Source organism: Paenibacillus sp. 102 (assembly GCF_039549175.1).
Lineage (GTDB): Bacteria > Bacillota > Bacilli > Bacillales > Bacillaceae_G > Bacillus_A.
Map to the genome: position 1 here is coordinate 13402 of NZ_JBCGHT010000006.1, position 17253 is coordinate 30654.

Annotated in this window: 14 protein-coding genes and 1 pseudogene; 9 read left to right on the plus strand and 6 right to left on the minus strand. The window is 33.9% G+C overall.

The genetic code is table 11. The annotated features are described in order from the left end of the window. Positions 1-352: 352 nt before the first annotated feature. A complete protein-coding gene (locus tag AAIE21_RS15445) occupies positions 353-1252 on the plus strand; it encodes a LysR substrate-binding domain-containing protein (RefSeq protein ID WP_343267579.1) in 900 nt (299 codons plus the stop codon). Positions 1253-1343: 91 nt separating this feature from the next. Here the strand turns inward: AAIE21_RS15445 and AAIE21_RS15450 are convergent, their stop codons facing one another. From AAIE21_RS15450 to AAIE21_RS15465, 4 genes and pseudogenes are all read right to left on the minus strand, one after another. Next, positions 1344-2333, minus strand: coding sequence for an aldo/keto reductase family protein (locus AAIE21_RS15450; protein WP_343267580.1), 990 nt, complete (start codon positions 2331-2333; stop codon positions 1344-1346). 247 nt (positions 2334-2580) lie between these two features. Further along, positions 2581-2760: pseudogene (locus AAIE21_RS15455) on the minus strand (IS4 family transposase); the annotation flags it as partial. 209 nt (positions 2761-2969) lie between these two features. Next, positions 2970-3824 carry an alpha/beta fold macrolide esterase gene (gene mle, locus AAIE21_RS15460; protein ID WP_343267581.1) on the minus strand — a complete coding sequence of 285 codons (855 nt, stop codon included), beginning with the start codon at positions 3822-3824 and terminating at the stop codon, positions 2970-2972. Between the two features lie 612 nt (positions 3825-4436). Next, complete coding sequence (locus AAIE21_RS15465; RefSeq protein WP_343267582.1) at positions 4437-5531, minus strand: LPXTG cell wall anchor domain-containing protein; 1095 nt, start codon at positions 5529-5531, stop codon at positions 4437-4439. 360 nt (positions 5532-5891) lie between these two features. On the opposite strand from AAIE21_RS15465, the gene AAIE21_RS15470 reads away from it, so the two are divergent. Then, complete coding sequence (locus AAIE21_RS15470) at positions 5892-6923, plus strand: S66 family peptidase (protein ID WP_343267583.1); 1032 nt, start codon at positions 5892-5894, stop codon at positions 6921-6923. A gap of 275 nt (positions 6924-7198) precedes the next feature. Here AAIE21_RS15470 and AAIE21_RS15475 read toward each other — a convergent pair whose 3' ends face one another. Then, positions 7199-8326, minus strand: coding sequence for an acyltransferase family protein (locus tag AAIE21_RS15475; RefSeq protein ID WP_343267584.1), 1128 nt, complete (start codon positions 8324-8326; stop codon positions 7199-7201). A gap of 664 nt (positions 8327-8990) precedes the next feature. Beyond that, on the minus strand, positions 8991-10220 hold the full coding sequence (locus tag AAIE21_RS15480; protein ID WP_343267585.1) for a helix-turn-helix domain-containing protein: 1230 nt from the start codon (positions 10218-10220) through the stop codon (positions 8991-8993). Between the two features lie 545 nt (positions 10221-10765). Here AAIE21_RS15480 and AAIE21_RS15485 point away from each other — a divergent pair. Genes AAIE21_RS15485 through AAIE21_RS15515 form a run of 7 tightly spaced genes read left to right on the plus strand, consistent with a single transcriptional unit; the run spans position 10766 to position 17250 of the window. Further along, entirely contained in the window at positions 10766-11518 is a 753-nt protein-coding gene (locus AAIE21_RS15485; RefSeq protein ID WP_343267586.1) for a YveK family protein, read from the plus strand. After that, complete coding sequence (locus tag AAIE21_RS15490; protein ID WP_343267587.1) at positions 11502-12122, plus strand: CpsD/CapB family tyrosine-protein kinase; 621 nt, start codon at positions 11502-11504, stop codon at positions 12120-12122. The genes AAIE21_RS15485 and AAIE21_RS15490 overlap by 17 nt, the downstream gene beginning before the upstream one ends. Positions 12123-12135: 13 nt before the next feature. Next, positions 12136-12774 carry a sugar transferase gene (locus AAIE21_RS15495; protein ID WP_343267588.1) on the plus strand — a complete coding sequence of 213 codons (639 nt, stop codon included), beginning with the start codon at positions 12136-12138 and terminating at the stop codon, positions 12772-12774. A gap of 22 nt (positions 12775-12796) precedes the next feature. Then, positions 12797-13765, plus strand: a complete 969-nt coding sequence (locus AAIE21_RS15500; protein WP_343267589.1) for an NAD-dependent epimerase/dehydratase family protein — start codon at positions 12797-12799, stop codon at positions 13763-13765. Positions 13766-13795: 30 nt separating this feature from the next. Further along, on the plus strand, positions 13796-15268 hold the full coding sequence (locus tag AAIE21_RS15505; protein WP_343267590.1) for an oligosaccharide flippase family protein: 1473 nt from the start codon (positions 13796-13798) through the stop codon (positions 15266-15268). Continuing rightward, positions 15249-16469: an O-antigen ligase family protein gene (locus tag AAIE21_RS15510; protein ID WP_343267591.1), complete on the plus strand. Its 1221-nt coding sequence runs from the start codon at positions 15249-15251 to the stop codon at positions 16467-16469. The genes AAIE21_RS15505 and AAIE21_RS15510 overlap by 20 nt, the downstream gene beginning before the upstream one ends. After that, positions 16447-17250, plus strand: a complete 804-nt coding sequence (locus tag AAIE21_RS15515; protein ID WP_343267592.1) for a glycosyltransferase family 2 protein — start codon at positions 16447-16449, stop codon at positions 17248-17250. Before AAIE21_RS15510 ends, AAIE21_RS15515 begins: the two co-directional genes overlap by 23 nt. Positions 17251-17253: the final 3 nt, after the last annotated feature.

Here is a 17253-nt window from a genome sequence, read left to right on the forward strand (position 1 = left end):
GATATTTTAACCACAAATACCACGCAAAAAAAGCCGTTCTCCTATTAACGATGGAAATCGGCTTTTTTCATTTCTATTGAACATCCCCTATTCAGAAAATTTCGATTCTGAAATGGGATATTATGTTAAAATGAGTTTGTGTAATTACTTAACTAACTGACAGGCTATTTGAAGAAAGGTATTTTTTCCCTTATCTATGGAACAGGTCGATAAACTCTAAAACATCTTCTCTCCCTAATACCAAAGAGCCGTAAAACATAAAAAACATGGCTACGAAAATACTAGGCACCTAAATGAGTTTGATAATAAAAGAAAAGTCATTATTGGATTTTAGTAGAAGGGATGGATTAAAATGGATCTCAGGAAAATGCGATATTTCATAATGGTGGCAGAAGAATTGAATTTTAGTCGTGCAGCAGAACGTCTTAGGATGGCACAACCTCCTCTAAGCCAAGAAATTCGTAAATTAGAAGAAGAATTGGGAGTTCAACTTTTTCATCGAACAAAAAGAATGGTTGAACTTACGGATGCTGGGAAGATATTTTTAGAAGGATCTCAAAAAACACTGTTTCAATTAGAAAGAGCCATAAAAGAAACACAACTTGCAGCTGAAGGAAAAATAGGGAACTTAATAATCGGTTTTGTCGATTCCACAGAAATCGTTATAGAAGTTCTTAATAAATTTCGAGAACGCTTTCCTAAAATCCATCTTATCTTACTTGAAATGACAACGGAGCAGCAACTAAAAGCACTCTATGAGAAACAAATTCATATTGGATTTATTCGTTCTAAACAGAGCAACGAGACACTCACTTCTGAAGTTTGTTCTGAAGAGTCTTTAAGATTGGTTTTACATCAAGATCACCCTTTCGCCTCATTGCCCGAAATTCCACTCCAATTGTTAATTGATGAACCATTTATTTTGTTTCCGCGTCATTTGGGCCCAAATTTTTATGATTTAATTATTAGCTACTTTTGGGATCATGGTGTAAGTTTAAATGTTATTCAAGAAGCTATCCAAATGCAAACTATTGTTAATTTAGTTGCAACAGGAATGGGAGTTTCTGTCGTTCCATCGTCGGTGGAAAGTTATAAACGTCCTGGGGTTATCTATAAAAAAATCCAAGAGACTACACCAAAAGTAAATCTATATGTTGGATGGAGACAAGATGAAAAATCTGCAGTAGTAGATCATTTCTTAACAGTTGTTAGAGAGGTGTATTCGATTTTACAACTTGATCACCAAGAATAAAAGCCCATCCTGATGGGATGGGTAGTAAAATATTACAAAGGAAGACTACAAAGATTTTGTATATATTTCTGGTTAAGTCACGTGCAAAAACTTAACCTGTTTTACTCGGATCGTACTCAACGAAACCTTCTAGTACTTTGTCAATCTGATTCATTATTTCAGGTTCCAGTTTGACACCAGAAGCGAACGCATTCTCTCTTACCTGTTCCGGGCTCGAGGCACCGATAATTGCTGAGGAAACATTTTGGTTTTGTAGTACCCAAGCTACTGCGAGTTGAGCGAGGGTAAGATCAATCTCTTGTGCGATGGGTTTGAGATTTTGGATAGCAGTGAGCACATTGTCGTTCATCCAACGTTGTGCAAGATTATAAAAAAATGGTTGGCCAGCAGGAGAATTAGCACGTGATTGAATTGGTACTGGTTTTTGGGGTTGATATTTTCCAGTGAGAACGCCTTGTGCGAGAGGCGACCATACTACTTGCCCAAGTCCCTCACGTTGACAGGTTGGTATCACATCGGTTTCGATAACTCTCCACAACATTGAATACTGGGGTTGGCTAGCGATGAGCGGAATATTCAATTCCCGTGAAAGTGCTGCACCACGGGTGATTTGTTCTGCTGTCCACTCACTTACACCGATATAAAGCACTTTACCTTGCCTTACAAGATCTGCGAAAGCTAACATCGTTTCTTCAAGAGGAGTAGTTGGATCAAATCTGTGTGCATAATAGACATCAACATAGTCGGTCTGTAACCGACGCAAAGATGCATTACAATTTTCTAGAATATGTTTTCGTGATAAACCTTTATCGTTTTGCCCATTCCCAGTCGGATGGCACACCTTTGTACATAGTTCAATGCTCTCCCGTCGTATACCTTGTAAAGACCGGCCGAGTACTTCTTCAGCTTTAGTGTCTGAATAAACATCAGCAGTATCAAATGTTGTTATACCGACATCTAGTGCTGCTTTAACACACTCTTTTGCAGTATCCTCATCTACTTTACCCCCATGATTTATCCAGTTTCCGTATGCAATCTTGCTTATTGTTAATCCGCTATTGCCAAGTTTACTAAACTCCATTCTAGTACCTCCCTTTAAAAGTGATATCTTCATTATAAAGACCATATTTTAATATGGATAATATATTATTAATAATAAATTAATATAAAATTTATATAAGAATATATTGCCCTTCTGTGTACTCAGAAATTTGTAAGGCTGTTGGGTATTACCACATCGCTATCAAGCTAATAATAATGCCTATCTAAGTTTATTTGGCATGCACATTTTTAAGACTGTACCTCTACTTTAAAAACATCTTAGTTTTCATGTCTATATTGATACCACTAAGTCGTTTACTACGAGCAGAATACTTCATTCCTTTCTTTCTTTCTCTTACAGTTTGATCTTGTAATCGTTTTTGTTGTTGTTCTTTTGTTAGGCGATGAACAATCACACGAGTTGGTACTTTATTAGTCATTCCTACATAAGCGTCGGATATTTCACATCATACAGCTGGTGTGAAGATTCAACTAGAGCATGACTTGTTGAGTGGAAAATTTTCCGATGTGGAAATTGAACCAGGAAAACGAAGTGATTAGTATTCTTTAACTGAGTAACAGTTCCAAAACTGATTTTTAATAGAAAAAAAGGGTTACAAATTCGATTGTAGCCCTTTTTCCAAGTGTTTTTTGTTTTATACGATTCCTATAATGATTACATGACTGAAGTATGGTTCGAAATAGCGTTGATTATATGATCCCAATCGTCGCAGTGAATCTCGTGTCCCGATCCCTCTAGGGTTAGTAACAAAGCATGCGGAATTTCATTAACAAGAGCAAGACCATGCTCGTATGGAAGCACTGTATCTTCTGTACCATGGATAACCAAAGTAGGTATATTGATTCCTTTTAACTTCCCCTCATAAGAATCATCGCCTTTAAGAAGGGAGTGATTAAACATACTCAGTAGATTATTTGCTCTGTTTATTTCTTTTTCTACCTGCTTATTAGCCCTCTTCTCATCGAATTTATGCTTTGAACCACAGAGTAAAGCTGATCCTGCAACCAAGTAATTTGCAACAGATTCTTCATCCGACCAATTTAGTTTGGCCGCATTAGCATGGTAAGCGAGTATCTTCTCATCGATTGGAGGCAAATTCCGGTTGTTGTCTTCAGAACCAAAAATACCTGATGCAATCAAAGTTATACTTAGAACTCTCTGAGGGTTCCTTAAGGCTACAATTTGAGCAATCATTCCACCCAATGACATTCCAACAATATGTGCTTCGTCAATATGATATGCATCGAGTACCCCAATCGCATCATCAGCCATATCTACCACAGTATAGTGGGAACTCCCCGGTTCATAAGTAGTTGACCGTCCGACATCTCTATTATCATAACGAATAACATATCGGCCCATATCAGCTAATTGTTGACAAAATTCCTCATCCCAATAAACCATTGAACACATTGCTCCCATAATCAGTAAAACTGCTGGATCTGCTGAATTGCCAAAGCTCTCTGTACATATATCAATTTCATTAATTTTAATAATCTTTTCAGTCATGATTAACTCCTCATTTCATTCGTATTTAGTTAATAAAAAAGACACACTCAAATAAACCCACATGTTTTGAAAAAAATAGCTGGGCATAACGAATTGTGTTTAAAATTAACGTAAACGAATGAACTTGATAATCATGTTAAACACTCTCCTATAAAAAGTAAATAAGGGTAAGACCCTTATTCTGACTATAACATACCTCTGTCAATTATAATATGGGTCCATTTTTTCTTATTTAATAATTGAAAAAATAATTCTTACTGTATGAATCCGCACTCTTAGTTGAAGAAAAGAACTAAAAAACATTCTTCCACAACCGATACAGCAGGACATAAAAACTCTAATATAACTTACGAAAGATGCCGAAACAGAGTGGATGGACGCCGTGATGACAGCAACTTTTGTTACTGCATCTATGAAAAGTGCTAGTGAAAACGAAAGTGTTGATCATGATTCAGACACTGGCGGTGATAGTTCTGATTCATCAAACTAGAATAATTCAACCTATCCATCTATAAAACAACAAAAAGGAGTGTTTCATAGTCAAAAACTTGACTTATGAGACACTCCTTAGGAATATAAATTATTGCAAAAAAACAGTTTTCATACACTTTATTACAACATCTTTTTCATTCTATTTCGCATCGCTAATACAATTCCACCTAAAATCGATAACATTCCTAGAGCGGTTGTATTAGATTCTGTTCCCCCGGCGTTAGGAAGTTCTCTCTTATCGTTTTCCACTTTAAGAGGAGTACTCGTTTGTTTTCGTTCGTTTACTTTATTTTCTACATTTTGCTTCGCCTTTTGTAATTCCGCTATCTCTGCTTCTACATCTTGTTTCGCACGTGTTAATTCATTTAATTTCTCTTCTATGTTTTTCTTTGTCTGTTTCACATCTACTAGTTTCTCTTCCGCTACAGTGTGTTTTGTACGGAGTAATTCTGCTAATTTATCTTCCAGCGTTTGTTTCATTTGTTTTAACTCTAATACGTTTCCCTCTATCACTTGTTTCGCCTGGAGTAATTCTGCTAATTTACTTTCGATTGTCTCGTGCATTTGTTTTAAGTCTGATGCTATCTCTTCTTTATGTTGCTTCGCTTCAGAAACTTTCGCTTCCGCGTCTTTCCTAATCTGCTTTAATTCTGCTATTTTCTCTTCTACATTTTGTTTCGTCTGTTTTAATTCTGTCAATTTCGCTTCTGCATTTTGTTTCGCCTGTTGTAATTCCGATATTCGCTCTTCTCTATGTTGCTTCGCTTCCGCTACTTTTTCTTCTACATGTTGTTTCGTCTGTTGCAATTCCGATACTCGCTCTTCTCTATGTTGCTTCGCTTCTGCTACTTTTTCTTCTACATGTTGTTTCGTCTGTTGCAATTCCGATACTCGCTCTTCTCTATGTTGCTTCGCTTCTGCTACTTTTTCTTCTACATGTTGTTTCGTCTGTTGCAATTCCGATGCTCGCTCTTCTACATGTTGTTTCGCTTCCGTTACTTTTTCTTCTGCATTTTGTTTCGCTTGTTTTAATTCCGCCGCTCGCTCTTCTGCACGCTGCCGCGCCTGCTTAAGTTCTGATAACTTCTCCTCTGCATGTTGCTTAATCGAATCGTGTGTTGGAGCGGCCTCATTAACTTCGGCATAACTTGTATTAGCGCCTGCTATCATCGCTAAAGCTAGTGTAGAGATTGCGACTGTTTTTTTCGTACTCATCATTTTGTCCCCTTTTCTTTCATGAGTATTAAACTGTTATGTACAAATCTAAAAATGTATTATCATATTAATATGATAATAGTATACCAAATGTTTATAAAGTGAAACTTTAATCAACAAAAGTTTTTTCAACCTTTTTCATTTTGATATAATACGAAAGGTTCGTTAACAACTGCTTGATAATCATTCTCATTATATTTTTAGTTATCCATAAAAGAAAGGATAATTTTGGAATTTATTATCTTGTAAACATGTACTCTCCTTTTTGCTTACTGGCAGGGATTTTTTTCATGATGTAGAAAAAGATTACATGCTATACAAATCGTATAGTGAATCGAATGATTAAGGGTGGGAGTTACTGTGTTAAGAAAACCAAAAAGATTACAACGTGGTGATCGCGTCGCAACAATTAGTCCTTCTTGGGGAGGCGCAGGCGATCCAGAACTCAGGTGGCGTTATGAACAAGGAGTAAAAAGGTTAGAAGAAGTGTTTGGCCTTATCGTTGTACCTATGCCCAACAGTTTAAAAGGTTCAGATTATATTTACGAGAATCCACAAGCTCGTGCGATGGATCTAATGACGGCATTTCAAGACGAAAGTATTAAAGGAATCATTGCGAATATTGGCGGCGAAGATAGCATTCGCCTGCTTCCTTATATTGATTTTGATGTGATACGTGAAAACCCAAAAGTTTTTATGGGTTACTCTGATGTGACGATTTCACATTTATTTTGTCATAAAGCAGGCATCTCTTCTTTTTACGGTCCAGCCATTTTAACCGATTTTGCTGAAAATATTGAGATGGATCCATATACAATTGAAATGGTGAATCGAACGCTCTTTTCAAATGAGACGATTGGGGAAATCGGGCCCGCTACTGAATGGACAAGTGAGCGTTTACTGTGGATTGAATCAAACAAAAATACACGTCGCACCATGCAGAAAAATACTGGATATGAACTCCTTCAAGGCTCAGGCATCAAACAAGGTCGTTTAATCGGAGGGTGTATAGAAGTACTCGAGTTCGCAAAAGGAACAGAGCTTTGGCCTGAGAAAAAATATTGGGAAAATAGCATTCTATTCTTTGAAACATCTGAAGAAAAACCGGAACCTAATTATATAAAGTATTGGTTACGAAATTATGCTGCACAGGGCATTTTACAAAACACAAACGGAATCATTTTCGGCAAACCGAAAGACGAAAAGTATTATGAAGAATATAAAACTGAAATTCTAACCGTTATGAAAGAATATCATTTAGAAGATTTACCCATTCTATATAATTTAAACTTTGGTCATACCGAACCTAAGTTTATTTTGCCTTATGGCGCTATGGCGGAGATTGATTGTGAGAAGAAGACGTTTTCGATTTTGGAGAGTGGGGTACAATAGAGCGAAACTTTAATTAGTGAAGGTTGATCCCCTCCCCTCTTACTTATGGGGTTCCGGATACATAAAAAGGTTCCTTAACATTTACACTCAGTTTGTTAAGGAACCTTTTTATCATTCATTATTCCTGCTTACTCTTTGCCTTCATTTGTTCCTCATACATAAACTTAGCCGTCATGAAACCATTAGGAAAATCACCTAATGCTTTTTTCATAACATTTAATTCTTCTTGTGATTTAATTTCAACACCATTTAGGAAATCGAAAGCTTTAGATTGTTCATCCTCTCCTAGTTAAATACCGCCCAAGTTTTATGCAGGGTTTTTCAACAAATAAATATCCTAATGAAGACAGTAAAAAAGAAAGAAAAAAAGAAAGAAAGACTACTAATATGGTAGGTAGTTGATCATAAAATAAATACATAACTGTGAATAAAGAAACAAGATGATATAAATAAAGACTGTAAGAAATCTTTCCAAGAAAAATAAAGACTTTTCTTCTTAATAACGTACTAAATGTCCATGAAGAGATACTCATAATCATTACTATACAAACCCCGAACGAGACAACGTAGTCTCTCAATATATAGTTATTCAAAAAATCCACTTCGCCAATCATTCCTTCATACATAAAACAAATAATTGCAGTCAGCAGTAATATGATTTTCACTGTTTTTTTCATCTTTAATGCATAATGGAAAATAAAATAACGATACTTGGCTAATAGAGCTCCCATAAAAAAAAGAGTGATGTAGTGAAAGCTTAAAAAACTACTAGTTATGCTTCTACCAGCATCAAACAAATACAGACCCAGAGTCGAAAAAAGACTTAAAGTTATAAACCACACTAAGGAATATCTGAGTTTTTTTCGAATAAAAAAGAAAGTCAGAAATGGAAATACAATCGAAATTCTCATTTCATGGACAAGAGACCATATAACATTATTATATGCGTCCGTGTTATATTCACCGATAAAAACAAGATGTTGTAAGAATAAAACTAGTGTATCTTCAGCCGTCCATGATTTACTAAACCAATCGCTAATAAATGGCATATCATTATGACTAAAAAGCATTTTAGCAATAATAGAAATGCTGATTGCCACTAGATATGGTATATAAATTCGACAAATCCGTTTTATTATGTATACACCATAATGAAATTTCTCATTATGAATGGATAAATACAAAACAAAACCACTCAATACAAAAAAGAGAATGACAGATTCGTTGCCGCTACTAAAAACAAGACGTAAAGGAGTTTCCTTGAATAAATAAATGATAAAGGGACTGTTTAACTTATATTGATAATTTTCATACGCAGGCAATAACATCATATGATGCCCGATTATTACAAGAAGTGCTGCTAATCCTCTGAGAGAGTCAAACTCCTCATACCTTTTCATCATATTACTCCTACTAAAAAGATTTTTATTAAAATATAGGATATCTTCCATTTTCCTATTCAAAGAATTATCGCAGTATTTATTGTTGCAGAAGAATTATAAAGTTCTAATATATACTCATTTCACTTTGGTATATACGAACACACACCAGCCTCCTCTAACTATCTATTGCTACAAAATATAACACGCTCTCATAATAAATGAAAATATTATTGAACACTCGATGATTAAAAATTTTTAAAATCTCTCAACTATGAAACAGGGAATTTAATATAATGGAAAAGAGAAAATGCAAATCACATGACATATCTTTGTTAGGTAAAATAATTCAAACTATACCTTTGACTACTCTTTATAATGAAGTCAACAAATTCTATACAAAATAAAAAAGAGTCCCACAAGAAATATAGGATTCTTTTTTATTTCAAACATTTATTTAATCCACGTTAAAAAGGGACGAACATGACAAAGCAAAAACCTCTTAACTATTGTGTTCTATTCTTATACTCATTCAAATAAATTCTTTATTTAAAATCCATTTCCCTATTATGTTCATATGGTTAGCAAAATCATAAAGAAATAGATCATATATTTTTAACACATGGAAAAAATTCAAAACAAAAGTATTATTACTCATAAATGAAGAGGTAAATTAAGTTGGTGTATCCTATACCACTGTATGTCTTTCACGATATTGCCTAGGAGTCATATTACATATTTTTTTGAACACTCTTGTGAAATAACTTTGATCATAAAAGTTAAGCCAAGCACAAATATCTGATAGTGGATATGTAGTTAATGTTAATAGTTTTTTCGCTTCTTCTACTCGTTCCCTTTGAATATATTCACTAAAAGGGATTCCCACTTCTTGTTTAAACAATTTAGATAAATAAGTAGGATTAATATCAAGCAGCGTAGCGAGATTATTGAGAGATATTTCATGGTAAATGTTTTTGCTAACATGATTTAAACATGTAGTAATTGTATGCGAATATCTTTGAATACTATATTCTTTAACACGATCAGCAAAAGCGCATAAAGCATCCTCAATTAATCTATTGACTGAATACATATTATCTAGTTGTTCAATCGTCTCCATATAGAGAGAACTAAGCGAAAACGCAATGTCTGATGGGAGATTTCCCTCTATCGCATAACGAGTAGCTAGAGTAATGGCCATAATGCCATTATTTTTTTGATTTCTTAGTTGATTTGTTTTTGACGAAATTGCAGCATCTTCTTGTGGAAATGCATATGCATATTGTATTAATTTTTCTTTGTTCCCTTCTTTAATACATGTGAAAAATTTCCGTTCCAATGCTATATCGTAATGATTAGGACTATTTTGACGACGGGCTGAAATATATAAATCAGGATTCGCAATTTCATAGGAAGTTTTCTCCAATAATTTATTTTCTCTCCAAACAGCACCGACATCTAACTTTTCTTTAAAAATCATGTAATGCAATAAAATTCCTATATCAATTAAAGTTATTTTTTTTATTACAGGTATGGAATGGTAGTAGCCAATTCCGTCTTGTATGCTAGCATTTTTTCCAAACTCATTCATAAGTCTAATGACCATATCTTCTGATACTTTAGGACATGTAGAAGGTCCAATAACAAAGGTTCCTTTTATATATTCATGGTCTACTACGCGAATGAAAACGAAATTTTCTAGATAACTGTTTCCTCTCATAAGCGGAAAATTATAAAGGTCATTTTCTTGAAAAAGTTCACTAAGTTGTTCTTCCTTAGAAGAATAAAAAGGGCTGCAAATATCATCAGAAATGGATTTATATAAGACTTTTTCATCTGTAGATACAAATTGAATAGATACTTGAAATGTTTGATATAAGATATCACACAAATATTGTATATCCATAGAATGATTCATTATATTCTCCTTTTAACTAAATAAGATAATAAAGCTGCATATAAAAAACCAAACATTTTATTTCATACATTTATGTAATACATTTATGAATTTATAAATACATTGTGAAGAGTTAAATCCCCCTAAAAAATTCTATTAATTTCAAAAAAATACAATTTATATCAAAATCTTACCATAAATATTCAGAAAAAACACTTATTATTAAGATTCATAAGAAGCAATATCATAATGAGCAACCTCTTTATTTAAGTATCCATTTGATTGGTTTATTTGTTAGGCACACCTTTCGTGTAGTCATAAAAATTTCAAAAACATACTTACATATACCCTCTTGACACTCTTAACTTGATGACGATATGGCTATGCCCTGCATAGTAAAAATTCGGTCGAAAAAATTTTGTTTCGGCTTTGTTCAAATGCTAGGTTTATAATTTTTTCGCCCTAGTATACATGTTATAAGGACCTTTTCAAAATCAAAGGTGATCATTCCCATTCGGAAAATCACGCCAAAACTCTACTATTAAATTGAAAAAGTGGTGAACTAAATGAATGAAAAAGTAAAAATAAAAGAGTTTATACAAATTTTAAAAAGGCGATTCTTAATCATTATACTTACGACAATTTGTACTAGCGGGTTCATTATTATTTCATCCATGTACCTTATGAAACCGATTTACCAGTACTCCACCCAAGTTCTTGCTGGATCTTTAGGCGTAGAAAAAGAGGAAAATCCAGTAAATAGAGTACAAGATAACAGACAGCTCGCTCTGTCATACATGGATATTATAAAAAGCCCATATATCATGATAGGCGTAAAAAAAGAGTTAAACCTAACTCGTTCAAGCTATGATTTGCTTAAGCAGGTTTCCGTTACAAATAGAAATGATTCACAGATTATTACGATTTCAGTGAAAGATTCTAATCCACAATTAGCTAAAAAAATTGCAAAATCTGTCGTAAATCAATCCATATCTAAATTTAAAAACTATGCGAATGCAAATCAACTTAATATTCTTAATAATTCTGAGGTAACAGAAGAAGCTGAATTACTTTTTCCCAAACCTAAATTCATTATAGCCATTTCAATCATAATCAGCTTTTTTGCCGGAATTGGCTTGGCAATGCTACGAGAACACTTTGATGATTCCACTTACAACAATCGAGAACTTGAACACCTTGGTCTCCCATTATTAGGAAGAGTGAACTTACATACAAAAAAAAGAAAAAACAAACAAAAAATAGCTTATAAAACCTTACCTTCTATGAAACGAGGTGAACAGAATGGCCATCAAATTTAAGAAGAAATATTTCTTTAATCCATACGATATCACCATCAAAGAACAATTTTATAGCATATGTAACCAGATTGAACCGAGCCTTCAAAAGGAAAAGTCAATCTTAATGATTACTTCACTTGCACAAACACAAAATATAACGAATGCTACTGCTTATTTGGCCCTAGCTTTTTCAGAACAACGAAAACGAGTGTTGGTAGTGGACGCGAATCTGCGTCAACCCTCTTTACACCATGCGTTTAATATCGATCATTCATTTGGCCTAAGCAACTTACTTTTAAGAGAGCAAAATAAAGATACTACAATAGAAATAACGGATTATCTATCTTGTTTATCTACAGGCGAAGGCCCTTATGAACCAATGACATTGTTAACATTTGAGACCTTTCCAATCCTAATTGATGAGTGGAAAGAGCATTTTGATATCATTCTATTTCACACATCCGATTTCCTAAACACTCCAGATGCACAAATCCTCGCAAAACATTGTGATGGCGTTGTTTTAATGATACAGGAAGGTCGTGATAAGTTAGAAAAAATTGCGAGTGTAAGAAAACAACTCGAGCATAGCAAACATGAAATAATCGGTGCAGTTATTATTTCATAAAGGGGGGTAACTTTTGGACTCAAAAATAAAGATTGATAGACAGGTAGAAATACAAGCAAAACCTCTATCAACTTCATCTTACCTTCTTGTTAAACGGCTTGTAGATTTTGTTGTCTCGTTATTCATGCTGTTACTTTTATCACCCATTTTAGTTCTTTTTTGCATCCTTATTCCAATCGAATCAACCGGTTCTCCTTTCTTTTATCAATGGCGTCTAGGAAAAGATGGCAGAGACTTTAAATTAATAAAATTACGCTCCATGTTTTTAGATGCTGAAAAAAACGGCCCTCAGTGGGCAAGTAAAGAGGATCCTAGGGTTACAAGAATAGGTGCGTTTATAAGAAAAACAAGAATTGATGAAATCCCTCAATTTATTAATGTGTTAAAAGGAAATATGTCTCTCATTGGCCCTAGACCTGAAAGAGAATATTTCTATAAAGAGTTTGATAAGTTATTACCTAATTTTAAACATCGTTTACTTGTAACACCTGGAATAACAGGGTTGGCACAAGTAAATGGTGGATATGATTTAACTCCCGAAGAAAAATTAGTATTTGACTTATATTATATTCAGCATCGATCATTCGCTATGGAAATCAAGATTTTATGTCAAACATTGGCCATTGTATTTACTGGAAATGGAGCTAGATAAATATTGAAGGGGCGAAGAAAAAATGGAGAAAGTGCTAGTAACGGGGGGCTTCGGATTTATCGGATCCCATATTGTAGAAAAATTAGTTCATCATAATTATGAAGTTGCTGTGTATGATAACTTATCCACCGGATCCATAAATAATGTCCATTCAAAAGGGCTCGCTTTCTTTGATAGCGTAGAAGATGAAGGGGCATTAGAAAAAGCGATGAAAACATTTAAGCCTGACTTTGTAATTCATCAAGCCGCACAAATTAGCGTACAAAACTCCGTTTCAAATATAACAAATGATGCAAGAATCAATATAATAGGTTCAACAAATATCATAAAACTCTCTCAGAAATATGGTGTTAAAAAGATCATATTTGCTTCTTCAGCAGCTGTATATGGCAATTCTAAAATCATGCCTATTCCAGTCTCACACCCTACTCATCCCTTATCACCTTATGGCGTCTCTAAACAAACAGCTGAAGAGTATTTAAAACTCGCAAAAGAATTATATGATATAGACTATGTTATTCTTCGATATAGCAATGTTTATGGTCCAAGGCAAACTGTAAGCGGTGAAGGCGGAGTTATTTCAATCTTCATCAATCATGTAATGCAAGAGGAGCAATCTGTTATTTACGGGGATGGTTTACAAACAAGAGATTTTATCTATGTAGACGATGTAGCAAGTGCCAATCTTCAGGCATTGAAATACAATGGGAGCGGTACTTTCAATATATCATCATCAACTTGTACAAGTATCAATGAAGTATTCTCGAAGATTCAATCAATTGGAAAACAAAATGTATCCCCCATTTACCAACCTGCAAAAGACGGTGATCTCAAAGAAAGTTTGCTCTGCAATAAAAAGAGCATTCAAAAATTAGACTGGCAACCTATATATTCATTGGAAAAGGGTCTTACGAATACATATGATTATTACCTTAAGCAAAAAGATTCTATTTTACCTAGTGGAAAAGAACCTACATCTGTACTTAAGTGACTTTACAGTTGTAAATCGGGAGAGAAATAAGTGAATAAGAAAACAAACTCAATTATTAAAAATATATTCCACTTACTTTACAGCACAATTTTAGCTAATGTTTTAAATGCAAGTACGCTCATACTATTGGCAAATTACTTTAACTCAAAGAACTATGGAATATTTAGTGTAGCACTAGCTCTTTCCATGGTCACGCATTTTTTTACAGATTTAGGAGTTAGTAATACGTTCCTTCGTGAAGGATCAAAACAAGAAAACCTTCATGCTACATTTTTTTCTTATATAAAAGTTCGAGTAGTATGTTTACTGTTAACATTTATTATTTTTTCTTTCGGTATCCATATCTTTTACCATGAACAACAAATTCTTTATATGATGTATAGTTTAATGATTCCTTTAATCATCGGACTCATGCTACAAAGCATAGGAATAACCTACTTTCAATTAGCTGAAAGAATGCAATTTATCGCATCTATAAAAATCTTCTCGTCCATTGTCTTAGTCATATTAACCATCTTGTGCATAAGCTTCAAAGTGGATATACATGTAACAGCCTTTTTATATGGTTTTTCTTATTTAGTCGGTGGGATTTACTGTCTGTATTTACTCAGAAAAAACATGGAATTTCAATGGAAAGTCCCTTTTCAAAAAAAATTACTGATCCATATTAGTCCGTTCTTAATGAGTGGGTTATTTATTATCTTAACTCCACAACTAGGTCCATTAGTATTAGAAAAAACACTTCCCTTAGGACTTGTTGGGCTCTTTGCAGTAGCTTACCGGATCCCCTCAGCCCTCTATCAAATACCAGGGGTTATTGCAGGTGCATTTTTCCCACTGTTATTTAAGCATTATAGTCATGGGGAGGTAAAGAAACATACAGAATTAAATATCCTGCAAATGAAATTTATGTCCTTGATTGGGATGTGCATGACAATATCTTTATTCTATTTATCTCCCTATCTGATCACGATTTTATTTGGAGATAAATGGGGATCTGCGGTTCAACCGTTAAAAATATTATCCTTTATTATTGTCTTACAAGGATTTAACATCGCCATAGCTGATGGTCTCACAACAAGAGGACTGCAAAACCGCCGTACTATCGTTCAATTTATAACCATCTCTATTGGCTTAGTGTCTTTTTATTATCTGAGTGTTACTTATGCAATAGCGGGAGCAGCTTTTTCTGTTTTAACGATGGAAATCGTATCATTGATTGGTTATATATTAGCTAATCCAATCAGAAGAGCCGTATTAAATAAAGTCATTATTCCATATGGATCCTACTTTTCGATAAGTTTTATCCTATTACACTACTTATTATATAAGTTTCCTTTTATAGCAATGTTCTCTACCATTATCTTAATGTCTACGATGGTTTTACTATTTGATCGAACAATCCGGGACTTGATTGAAGATTTTATAAGAAAGAAAAAACAACAGAATATCAATCATTTAAAAGACGGGGGACAACGGGAGAATGGAAAGATTACAAATTAAAAGAAATACTTCTACTTTAGAAGTTTTTCTTTTGCTATTTTTTATCACACTTAGTAAATATAATTTGTCCATCGGTTTTTCATTAAAAATTTACATGATTTTTCTAGCCATTTTTTTCTGTATTTATTTTCGAGATTTTTACTTTCGCCCCCTTTATCATTATGAAATTTTATTGTTTTTATTTTATTTTACCTATTGTCTAAGCGGTGCTTTTTCACAGTATCCAGAATCAAGTATTCGCGTCATTCTAGGAGTAATCCTTGTCCTTATTTGCTACTTCATCATGAGATATATGATGGAGCAAGCTTCAATTCTTGCTATTGAATCTTCCATTGCAAATGTCGGGATACTATTTAACGTGATTAGTTTGTTATTGTACATAATTGGACTGCAGATAACCGGAGGATCCCCAACAGGCGTTGAGATTACCTCTTACGGATTACTATTAGATAGGGATTATCCAAGATTAATTGGACTACTTGATGACCCAAACATCTTCATTTTTTATAATACATTATTTTTTTGTTTTTACTTAACACACTTAAAAGGATTTAAAAACTCATTTGGATTCATCTTATGTATTATTACCAACCTTCTTACTTTTTCCAGGGGCGGTATTGTCGCCCTAATACTCGTTATCATTTTGTATATCCTATTAGCGGATTTTCTAAAAAAGGTAAAAATGATAATGATTGCTCTGTTATGCCTAGTTGTCGTCTACGCCGCATGCTCTTTGATTCAAATCGATTTGAATCAGATCATTTCCAGCCGTATCAATGACTTTTCTGCTGATAAAGGAAGTGGTCGATTTGAATTATGGAAACAGGCGATTCACTATTTTATGTCTCACCCCCTATTGGGAATCGGCGCCTTTAACTTTTCAGATTATTACGCATTTGAACATAATGAAAAACTATATGTTCATAATACATATCTAGAAATCTTAGTAGAGGCAGGCATTATTGGTTTTCTTTTTTACTTTTCCTTTATATTACTGTTCATTATCAAGCTCTTTAGAACGAAATTGCATAATAAAAAACCCTTTATTGTTCTTACACTGTTTGCTTTTTTATTGCAGATGATATCCCTTTCTCTCATGATTAATGAAGCGCTTTTCTCCTTTTTAGCAATTGCTTTAAAATACATTTCTGTATATGAAAGAAATGAGGCTGGTTTTTATGATATACACAAAAAAAAATAGCGAATCATTGGTTTCCGTTATCACCCCCTCTTATAACAGCTCTCCTTTTATAAAAGAAACCATTGAATCCGTTCAGGCTCAATCATATGCTAACTGGGAAATGATTATCGTTGATGATCAGTCGAAGGATGATTCCGTTCATGTCATCAAACAATATATAGAAAAAGACCCGCGAATTAAACTTATTACTTTAAATCAAAATACTGGTGCTGCTAGGGCTAGAAATATAGCATTAAAAGAAGCTCAAGGAGATTATATCGCCTTTTTAGACAGCGATGACCTCTGGTTACCTACCAAACTAGAAGAACAAGTCACTTTTATGCAAAAAGGTAATCTAGCCTTTTCTTTTACCTCGTATTCTTTAATTGATGAACGAGGAAATGCAATGAATGTGCAAGTTCATGCACCAAAAGTCGTAGATTACAAATATCTTCTAGGAAATACAACGATAGGATGTTTAACGGTAATATTAGATCGGCTTCAATTGAAACAAATTGAAATGCCCGTTATCCAACCTGAAGATACTGCCCTATGGCTAGTATTATTACGGCTAGGATATCAAGCCTATGGCTTACAAAAGATTTTATCTAAATATCGCATTGTAAGTAATTCTACTTCAAGAAATAAATTAAAAGCTGCCTACCGATATTGGAAACTGTTACGAAACCAAGAAAAGTTAAACTTTGTAAAAGCCAACTTTTATTTTAGTCAATATGCCTATCATGCATACAAGAAAAGCAGAGGAGGCCGACCTACTTCTATATCCAGTGGGGGGAAATAAAAA